This is a genomic window from uncultured Maritalea sp., assembly GCF_937139385.1.
In the GTDB taxonomy this organism is placed as follows: domain Bacteria; phylum Pseudomonadota; class Alphaproteobacteria; order Rhizobiales; family Devosiaceae; genus Maritalea; species Maritalea porphyrae_A.
In genome coordinates this window covers 1-9,339 of sequence record NZ_CAKZPW010000212.1, presented here as the reverse complement: position 1 = coordinate 9,339, position 9,339 = coordinate 1, and the positions used below count along the sequence as shown (strand labels likewise).

Annotated in this window: 10 protein-coding genes and 1 pseudogene; 2 read left to right on the top strand and 9 right to left on the bottom strand. The window is 48.7% G+C overall.

The window, feature by feature from the left end:
- The 5 genes from Q0231_RS09175 to purC all read right to left on the bottom strand — a co-directional run.
- Positions 1-900: AIR synthase related protein (locus Q0231_RS09175; RefSeq protein ID WP_299347285.1), on the bottom strand; the 900-nt coding region annotated here is incomplete at its 3' end.
- Positions 901-1,590 carry a phosphoribosylformylglycinamidine synthase subunit PurQ gene (purQ, locus tag Q0231_RS09170; RefSeq protein ID WP_269393905.1) on the bottom strand — a complete coding sequence of 230 codons (690 nt, stop codon included), beginning with the start codon at positions 1,588-1,590 and terminating at the stop codon, positions 901-903. It lies immediately after the preceding gene.
- A gap of 176 nt (positions 1,591-1,766) precedes the next feature.
- Entirely contained in the window at positions 1,767-2,846 is a 1,080-nt protein-coding gene (locus tag Q0231_RS09165) for an acyltransferase family protein (RefSeq protein ID WP_299347284.1), read from the bottom strand.
- A 335-nt stretch (positions 2,847-3,181) separates the two neighbouring features.
- Positions 3,182-3,427, bottom strand: coding sequence for a phosphoribosylformylglycinamidine synthase subunit PurS (gene purS / locus Q0231_RS09160; protein ID WP_269394380.1), 246 nt, complete (start codon positions 3,425-3,427; stop codon positions 3,182-3,184).
- Between the two features lie 32 nt (positions 3,428-3,459).
- A complete protein-coding gene (purC, locus tag Q0231_RS09155; protein WP_269393907.1) occupies positions 3,460-4,224 on the bottom strand; it encodes a phosphoribosylaminoimidazolesuccinocarboxamide synthase in 765 nt (254 codons plus the stop codon).
- Positions 4,225-4,491: 267 nt separating this feature from the next.
- Between purC and Q0231_RS09150 the strand changes: the two genes are divergently transcribed.
- Positions 4,492-4,818: a DUF1476 domain-containing protein gene (locus Q0231_RS09150; protein ID WP_269393908.1), complete on the top strand. Its 327-nt coding sequence runs from the start codon at positions 4,492-4,494 to the stop codon at positions 4,816-4,818.
- Positions 4,819-4,923: 105 nt separating this feature from the next.
- Entirely contained in the window at positions 4,924-6,315 is a 1,392-nt protein-coding gene (locus tag Q0231_RS09145) for an MFS transporter (protein ID WP_299347283.1), read from the top strand.
- On the opposite strand, the gene Q0231_RS09140 is transcribed toward Q0231_RS09145, so the two are convergent.
- The 4 genes and pseudogenes from Q0231_RS09140 to Q0231_RS09125 form a co-directional block, all read right to left on the bottom strand.
- Entirely contained in the window at positions 6,312-6,863 is a 552-nt protein-coding gene (locus Q0231_RS09140) for an alpha/beta hydrolase (RefSeq protein ID WP_269393910.1), read from the bottom strand. The genes Q0231_RS09145 and Q0231_RS09140 overlap by 4 nt on opposite strands.
- Positions 6,864-6,923: 60 nt before the next feature.
- Positions 6,924-7,811, bottom strand: coding sequence for an EamA family transporter (locus tag Q0231_RS09135; RefSeq protein WP_269393911.1), 888 nt, complete (start codon positions 7,809-7,811; stop codon positions 6,924-6,926).
- A gap of 75 nt (positions 7,812-7,886) precedes the next feature.
- A complete protein-coding gene (purB, locus tag Q0231_RS09130; RefSeq protein WP_269393912.1) occupies positions 7,887-9,194 on the bottom strand; it encodes an adenylosuccinate lyase in 1,308 nt (435 codons plus the stop codon).
- Positions 9,195-9,236: 42 nt separating this feature from the next.
- Positions 9,237-9,339 (bottom strand): annotated as a pseudogene (locus Q0231_RS09125) (ribulose-phosphate 3-epimerase); the annotation flags it as partial.

Here is a 9,339-nt window from a genome sequence, read left to right as displayed (position 1 = left end):
GCGTACTGGCACATCATTGAGGTTCAATTCAACGCCCAAATTGCCTTGTGCGCCCATTTCAACCGCTGAACAGGTAAGACCTGCTGCGCCCATATCTTGAATGGCAATAACAGCGCCTGTGGCCATGAGTTCAAGGCAAGCTTCAAGCAAGCACTTTTCGGTGAAAGGATCACCCACTTGAACTGTAGGGCGTTTTTCGTCGATGTCATCGCCAAATTCAGCAGAAGCCATTGTCGCGCCGCCAACGCCATCCCGTCCAGTTTTTGCGCCAAGATATACGATTGGAAGACCAACACCTTTGGCTGCGCACAAGAAGATCTTATCTGTATCCAAAAGGCCAGCGGCGAAAGCGTTTACAAGGATGTTGCCGTTGTAGCGCGCGTCGAATTCAACTTCACCGCCAACCGTTGGGACGCCAAATGAGTTGCCGTATCCACCAACACCTTCAACAACACCTGAAACAAGGTGACGTGTTTTTTCGTGTTCGGGTGCACCAAACCGCAAAGCGTTCATTGCAGCGATTGGTCGCGCTCCCATCGTGAAAACGTCGCGCAAAATGCCGCCAACGCCTGTCGCTGCACCTTGGTAAGGCTCGATGAAAGAAGGGTGATTGTGGCTTTCCATTTTGAACACCACAGCTTGGCCATCACCAATGTCGACTACGCCAGCGTTTTCACCCGGCCCGTGGATCACCCGTTCGCCTTTTGTGGGCAATGTTTTAAGCCAAAGTTTGGATGACTTATACGAGCAATGCTCGTTCCACATAGCTGAGAATATGCCCAACTCAGTATAAGTTGGTTCGCGGCCAATCAGTTCGAGAATTTTGGCATATTCCTCGTCGTTAATGCCGTGCGATGCAATCAGTTCTTTGGTGATTTCGATGTCTTGGTTCTTCAACATTTACGCCACCGCTTTCACAAGGCTTTCAAAGATCATGCGGCCTTGGATGCCGCCGTGCGCTTTTTCGATCAGGTTTTCAGGGTGAGGCATCATGCCCAGCACGTTGCCGCGTTTGTTTAATATGCCAGCAATATTGTCGATGGAGCCATTCGGGTTTGCGGCCAAATCAGTGTTGCCGTTTTGGTCGCAATAGCGGAATGCAATCCGGTCATTGTCTTGCAGGTCTTTAAGACCATCTGGATCGATGGTGTAATTGCCATCATGGTGGGCGATCGGGCAAGGCACAACGGGGGAGTTGGCGTATTCGCTTGTGAAGGCGCTGGTTGTGTTTTCTGCTTTAAGATGAATCGTTTTGCACAAAAACTTCAAGTCACGATTGCGCATAAGAGCGCCGGGCAAGAGCCCCGCTTCCGTGAGGATTTGGAAGCCGTTGCACACACCCAGTGTTAGGCCGCCAGCGTCGGCATGTTTTTTAACCGCAGCAAGGGCGGGTGAGCGCGCAGCAATTGCCCCGGCGCGCAAATAATCTCCATATGAGAAACCGCCCGGAATAACAACGAGGTCAACCTTTGGTAATTCCGCATCACCATGCCAAATTGCGTGTGGTTTATGACCGGTAATTTTCTCTAATGCGGTTAGCATATCCCGGTCACGATTTAGACCGGGGAAAAGAATCACAGCTGATTTCATGTTCAGTCCCCATTGGGTGTTGAGTGCTGGATCGAAGTCTTAGCGACAAGTTTGGTGGCCATCGTGTCTGGGCCACGGATATTTGCCTTTCTTTGACGGAATTTCAGCCTAAAAAGCAAGAGGCCCAGCGGTGTGCTGAGCCTCTTTTTTTGAGTTTATGACGATTTCTTGATCGCTTATTCCGCTGGGGTGCCATATTTGATTGGATGGTCAGTTTTTTTGCTGTCGTTGAGCCAGGTCGCCCACGTTGGTCGAGTAAACAAAAAACGTCCAAAACCGAGCTTTTCGATCATCCAATATCCGAAAAGCGGCAGCAGAATTGCGATCAGCATTGTTATGATGGTGAGCAAAGTTGTGTCGCTGATCAGATCAAGTTTGATCAATACGAGACGACTGAAGGTAAGCGGCAGCGCAAATGCCACATAAATCACGAGAGATCGTTTGCCGATGAAGCGCAACCATCCCATCCAATTCACAAGTGACAGCATTCCCGCGGCAACGCACAAGGCAACAGAGCCTATAAGGGCAAGGGCAAACCGAATAGCAGGTGTTTCTGCCAAACCCATCGTAAAGTGACCAGGCTCTGCGACAAATCCAGGGGTGAACACAAGATACCCATTTAACAAAGCCCATAGAGCTAGGCCGACTATTGCTGCAGTTGGGGCTGACATTGCCTTGCCAACGAGCTTGAAGATCCAGGGTGCAAAAGCATAGCCGGCATAAAAGAACACAAAATACTCCGCAAATTGGTCAAGCGCGTAGCTGGCTGTGTGGATTTGAGCCATTGAAGCTGCGCCTGCAACTGCAAGAACCGCCCAATGTGGAACTCGCAGTTCTTTGAGCACTTTTGCTGCAACCCCGGTAAGGGCGAGCACGTAGATGAACCAAAGTACGCCGTAGGGCTGAATTACCGCCCAAGCTAGATATTCAAGCGCAGTGAGGGGATCAGCGGTAGCCAAACCTACTTTTACTACGATGTGAATAATTGCCCACAATGCGTAGAAATAGAGATAATGCACAACACGACGGTCAGTGAATTTTGCCCATGGACGATTGATAACATTGGCAAGGAAAAGGCCGGAGATCAAAAAGAACTCGGGCATTCTGAACGGTGTTGCATATCCAATAAGATAATGCAGAGCACCCACATTGCCTTTAGCTTCACCCGCTCCGTTGGTTGCGTAAAGCATGACCACCAACAAAATTGATAGGCCCTTTGCCATATCAACCCAATCTAGCCGTTTGATTTCATTCATCGTCACGCTCCTCAATACACATGCGTTGCGGTGAATTTACCAGATATTAACGACTAGAGCGATCACGAGAACGAGAGGAGTGAGGATTTCGAAAGGTTTGATTAACTGTTAATATTAATGCGTAAAGTTCTATTGTTTTGGCATTCGGACTTAGCCGCCTAAGCGGGCAATGTGCCGTAGGCTGCAACAAACAAACCCATAGCGACAAAAAACATCAGCGACAATGAAACAGATTTTAACATAACAACTCCAAGAGGCTCAAAACATATGTTTTGAGCCCAAAATTCGCAAAACTAGCGGGTGAAATTTTGTGGGCACATGCCCAAACGGATCGATTAGTCGTGCAACTCGATCGTGTAGTTTTCAATCACTGTATTGGCCAACAGCTTCTCGCACATTTTGGCGATTTCAGCTTTTGCCTCTTCTTTCGAATTTGCATTGACTTTTAGATCGAATATTTTGCCCTGACGTACGGCGTCAACGCCTTCAAAACCAAGACTACCTAAGGCGCCTTCGATTGCTTTGCCTTGAGGATCAAGGACGCCATTCTTCAATGTAACGAACACACGTGCATTCATAATTCTAACCATTCATTTATTGGCCGTGTGGCCGTTTATTTTACCAAACGCGGGCCAGTAGTCAGCGCGTTCTCTGCTTCTACCAAAATGCCTAGACGTTGCGCAACTTCACGATAACTATCGACCAAGCTGCCCAAATCTTGACGGAATACGTCTTTGTCTAGTTTTCTTTGGGTTTTTGCATCCCATAAGCGACAGTTGTCTGGCGAGATTTCGTCAGCCAAGACAATGCGCATGGTGTCTTCTTGATACAGGCGACCGCATTCGATTTTGAAATCGACCAATTGGATGCCTGCACCCATAAAGAGACCGGAGAGGAAATCATTTATCCGTACAGCCAATGTCATGATGTCATCAAGTTCTTGGGGATTGGCCCAACCAAAAGCCGTGATGTGCTCTTCGGACACAATAGGGTCGTTCAACGCGTCATCTTTGTAATAGAACTCAATGATTGAACGGGGGAGTCGGGTGCCAGATTCAAGACCAAGACGTGGGCAAATAGAGCCGGCGGCAATGTTGCGGACAACCACCTCAATCGGGATAATCTCAACTTCACGGATCAACTGCTCTCGCATGTTCATGCGGCGCACGAAATGGGTTGGAATGCCCAATTCGTTCAATTTTGTGAAGATATATTCTGAAATTCGATTGTTCAGAACGCCTTTGCCTTCGATGACTTCATGCTTGGCGCCATTGCCCGCAGTTGCGTCGTCTTTGAAGTGTTGTACTAAAGTGCCCGGTTCTGGACCCTCATAAAGGGTTTTGGCCTTGCCTTCGTAAATTTTGCGGCGACGGTTCATCTTGTTCCCCGTGATTCTGAACTGGATAAAAGCTTTCGCGGGCTTCATGCGCCTTTTTGGGCTAAAAAAGCAAGCAATTTGTGTGGTATTTGTGGCGCAAATCTCCTTTGTCCCGGAATAATTGACCCCAATCAACGCGGAAATGCCCGATTCCCGTTCTAATGTGCTTGATAATGGGCAAAGTATCGTTGATTTATTCGCCCAATCACACTATCTCGTTGGTGAAGAGGCCAAAGGGCTCAACCCTTTTTAAGTGGAGACGAACATATGTCCGGTTTTAAAGATCGCGAAAAGGCTGCAGAAGCGAAGTTTGTGCACGACGAAGCGACGAAATTCAAAATTGAAGCTCGCCGTAACAAGATTTTGGGTCAATGGGCCGCGGAGCAATTGGGCATCACAGCTGCATCTGAAATTGAGACATATGTGGGTGAAGTCATCGCATCTGATTTTGAAGAAGCAGGCGATGAAGACGTTTTCCGCAAAATCCGCGCTGATTTTGACGCCAAAGGCGTAACAATTTCGGATGATGATTTGCATGGCAAAATGCGTACGCTCTATGCGGAAGTTGCGCAGACATTTGAAACAAAAGACTAAGCATCATCGTCTTGATTTTGAACGGCCCTGCATTTGTGGGGCCGTTTTTCTTTGCCTTTTTTTATGGGCTGTGATGACATCTCCAAAAAACGAATGGCAGGGCAAGTGATTAGTAAACGATCGATCTTTCAGAATGTGGCATTTCGCAAACTGTTTAGCGCGCAGTTAATCGCGTTGCTTGGCACGGGCCTGACCACTATTGCTCTGGCTTTGCTTGCCTTTCAAATTGCTGGTGATCGAGCGGGGGTGGTGCTGGGCACCGCGTTGGCAATCAAGATGCTGTCCTTCATTTTTGTTGCGCCAGTGGTAGGTGGACTGATCCGGCCTAGCGGACGGAAAAGACTGCTGGTGGTGCTGGATGTTGCGCGTGCAGCATGTGTTTTGGTTTTGCCGTTTGTTACCGCTGAATGGCAGATCTATTTATTGATTTTTGTGCTAAATGCATGTTCCGCTGGGTTTACGCCCACATTTCAGTCGATCATTCCACAATTGTTTGAAGATGAAGAAGACTACACCAAGGCGCTTTCAATGGCGCGGTTGGCGTATGATTTAGAGAATTTGTTGAGCCCCACAATTGCGGCCGCTTTGCTGTTGTTCGTTAGTTTTGATGTTTTCTTTGTCGCAAACTCGGCTGCCTTTTTGGTCTCTGCTGGATTGGTTCTGTCGACAAGGATGCCCGCCATTGAGGATCTGCAAGACAAATCCCTCAGCGCAAAAGACAAGATTCTAAAAGGATTTCAAATTTATCGCAAGACGCCTCGTCTGATGGGCATGTTGGCGATGTTTTTGGTTGTATCTGCAGCTGGAGCAATGGTGATTGTGAATACTGTGGTGTTGGTTCGCGGCCAATTTGGCGGTGGAGAGAGCATGGTTGCAATCGCTATGAGTGCATTTGGTCTGGGTTCGCTTGTTGCTGCTTTAATGGTACCGCGATTGGTCAATCGACTGGGTGATCAAGCAGTGATGCGGCGTGGTGGTTGGTTACTTGGCTTAACGATGCTGTTGGCGGGATATGTTGGCCGTTTTGATTTGTTGCTAGTGGCTTGGTTTATGCTCGGTATTGGCTATTCGCTGGTGCAGACCCCTGCCGGGCGCGTGCTGCGACGGTCGGCTTCTGACGAAGACTTGCCTAAACTATTCGCGGCGCAGTTCACGCTAAGCCATCTATGTTGGTTGGCAAGTTATCCGGCAGCTGGTTGGCTGGCGAGTTCTTTTGGGTTCCAACCAGCTTTTTTGATTTTTGCACTTGTGTCTCTTGGGGCAATGATCTTGTCGCAACAGTTGTGGCAAAACGATGACCCATCAGCGATTGAACATCAACATGATGAACTTTACCATGATCATTTGCACTATCATGGGTCGCACCACCAACATGTGCATGAAGGGTGGGAAGGGCCAGAGCCCCACAGACATCCTCACAAACATGAAGCGGTGCGCCATAGCCATAAATATGTGATTGATGGCCACCACACAGAATGGCCAACTAAAACCAACTAGAGTTTTTTCATGAGATTGGCGAAGGCCATAAGGCCCTCTGGCCAAGCGCCAAAGCCTGATGCTGGATTTACGTGACCCAGCTCGCCAGCATTGTTGAATGCAGAACCCCATGCCATACCCATTTCTGCAGCGGCTTCGACACTGCAAAACGGATCGTTTGACGAGGCGATAAGTGTTGATGGGAATGGCAGTGGATCGCGGGGCACGGGGGCAAATCCCATGATTTGCTTGGGCATGCCCTTTTTGCGATCAAGGTCCGGTGGGGCGATGAGTAACGCGCCGATAACCTTCGTGTCAGTCAATCTTTTTGCAACATGAGCAATGGTTGTAACGCCAAGCGAATGACCAATCAGCACCACCGGGCGTGTTGCCATCATTATCTCTTGCAGTACGCTACTAACCCACTTTTCAAGATCAGGTTTATTCCAGTCTTCTTGCTCGACAATTCGAGCTGTTGGCATTTTTTGTGCCCAGCCGTGCTGCCAATGGCCTTCAGGGGAGCCTTGATAGCCGGGAATGATAAGTATGTCTGCGTCTGCTATTTTCATAATGTCTTGGTGCACAATTCATAAGTTAGATGCAAGTGAAAACGTCCGAAATGTGGCGCGCTAAATCGCTCTTTTTTTCCTAATGAATATGGCAATGCGTTCCCCAAAAACATTGAGCAAAAGGCCCAAAAAGATAACGCCGCCACCAATGATTGCCAGTGTACTCATGGTTTCGCCCAAAATTAGAACGCCTGACAGAATGCCAAATAGGGGTACAAGCAGCGAAAATGGTGCGACTAAGCTTGTAGGATATTTTTTTAGCAGTTGGTTCCAAATGGCAAAACCAATGATGGTTGCAGCGTATGCAAGATAAAAAACAGCGCCAATGCTAATTGCCGTCGGGCTGGTTAAGACGTTTACAATCGCATCTTGGTCTTCGATAAGCCAGGACAAGACAAACAGGGGAAGAGGGGGCACCAGACTTGCCCAAACAATGAAGCTGAACATATCTATCTGGCCAGCCTTTTTGATGATGATATTGGCCACACCCCAAGAAGCGCCAACTGCAATCAGCAGGAGGAAAGGGACGAATTGAGCGTCTGCCGCTTGCTCGAACCCCATGATCGCCATGCCGCTAAATGCAATTACAGCACCAATGATTTGCCAAATTTTGGGTGTTTCGCGCAAAAGCAAAAAGGCAAAACCAATTGTAAAAAAGGCCTGCATTTGCGTCACGATCGAAGCGAGTGATGCGCTAGCACCAAGTTTGATGGCGGTAAATAGCATGCCAAATTTGATGACACCCAGAATAAACCCATATGCTGCGATGTAGCCCCAATGGGTTTTGGGTCTTTTGACGAAAAAGACGAGAGGAAGCGCAGCAGCCAAAAAGCGAAGGCCCGTGAGCAAAAGCGGGGGTACGTCGGCAACGCCGACTTTGATCACAACAAAATTGAAGCCCCAGATGGCAACAACCAGAATTGCGAGCAGAATGTCGCGAATGGACATATGTGATGGCCTAAAGAAAAAGGTGGGCGTTGAGGCCCACCTTTCCAATCAATTGCAATTTGGTCAAGCTTTGAATTAGGCCTCGCCAAATACCCGAGTGAAGATCGTGTCGACGTGTTTCATGTGGTACGCGTCGTCGAACATATCATCGATTTGTGCATCTGTTAGCGCGGCTGATACGTCGTCATCCGCTTTTAAGAATGCTGCGAATTCGCCTTCACCGCGCCATACCTTCATGGCATTGCGCTGTACCGCGCTATAGCTGTCCTCACGTGACATGCCAGCTTGAGTGAGCGCCAACAAAACGCGTTGAGAATTGTGCAGGCCGCCGAGTTTGTCCATGTTGGCTTTCATAGTCTCAGGATAAACCACCAAGTTTTCGATGACGTTAGTCAGACGCATTAGGGCAAAGTCCAGCGTTACGGTTGAATCCGGACCAATCATGCGCTCAACAGACGAGTGGGAAATGTCCCGTTCGTGCCAAAGTGCCACGTTTTCCATGGCGGGCGTTACGGCCATGCGCACAATCCGTGCCAAACCGGTTAGGTTTTCGGTCAGGATTGGGTTGCGTTTATGTGGCATCGCGGACGAGCCTTTTTGACCTTTAGAGAAGAATTCTTCTGCTTCCAAAACTTCTGTGCGCTGTAAGTGACGGATTTCAACAGCCAAACGCTCAATGGAAGAAGCGACCACACCCAATGTGGCAAAATACATAGCGTGGCGATCACGCGGGATGACCTGTGTTGAAACAGGCTCGGGAGAGAGGCCCATTTGCTCAGCAACATAGACTTCAACGCTTGGGTCGATATTGGCAAATGTACCAATCGCGCCAGAAATCGCACAAGTTGCAATCTCTTCGCGAGCGTTGACCAAACGTTTGCGGCAGCGGTCGAACTCAGCGAAGGCAAGGGCCATCTTGATGCCAAAGGTTGTTGGTTCTGCGTGGATGCCGTGGCTGCGGCCTATGGTGATGGTCATTTTGTGCTCGAATGCGCGTTTTTTAAGCGCGGCAAGCAATTTGTCCATATCTTCCAAAAGTAAGTCTGTGGCTTTAACCAACTGCACATTGAAACATGTGTCCAAAACGTCTGAAGAGGTCATGCCTTGGTGCACGAAACGAGCTTCAGGCCCAACGATCTCTGCCAAGTGCGTTAGGAACGCGATCACATCGTGTTTTACTTCGCGTTCGATTTCGTCAATTCGCTCAACATCAAACTGCGCGTCTTTGCCTTTTGCCCAAATAACGTCAGCTGCTTCTTGAGGGACAACGCCCATTTTGACTTGGGCTGAAGCTGCATGTGCCTCGATGTCGAACCAGATTTTGAATTTTGATTCAGGAGACCAAATAGAGGTCATTTGTTCACGAGAATAACGAGGGATCATGAGCTTAGCTGTCTTTCTGAAGTTTTTGATTCAGGATAAATCTTAACCGCGACCGGCGAGGGCGGCGTTTCGGATAGCGTCCATTCGTGGACCGTAAGTTGATGGGTCGTTGCCTTTGTAAACGGCAGAGCCTGCAACCAAAGCA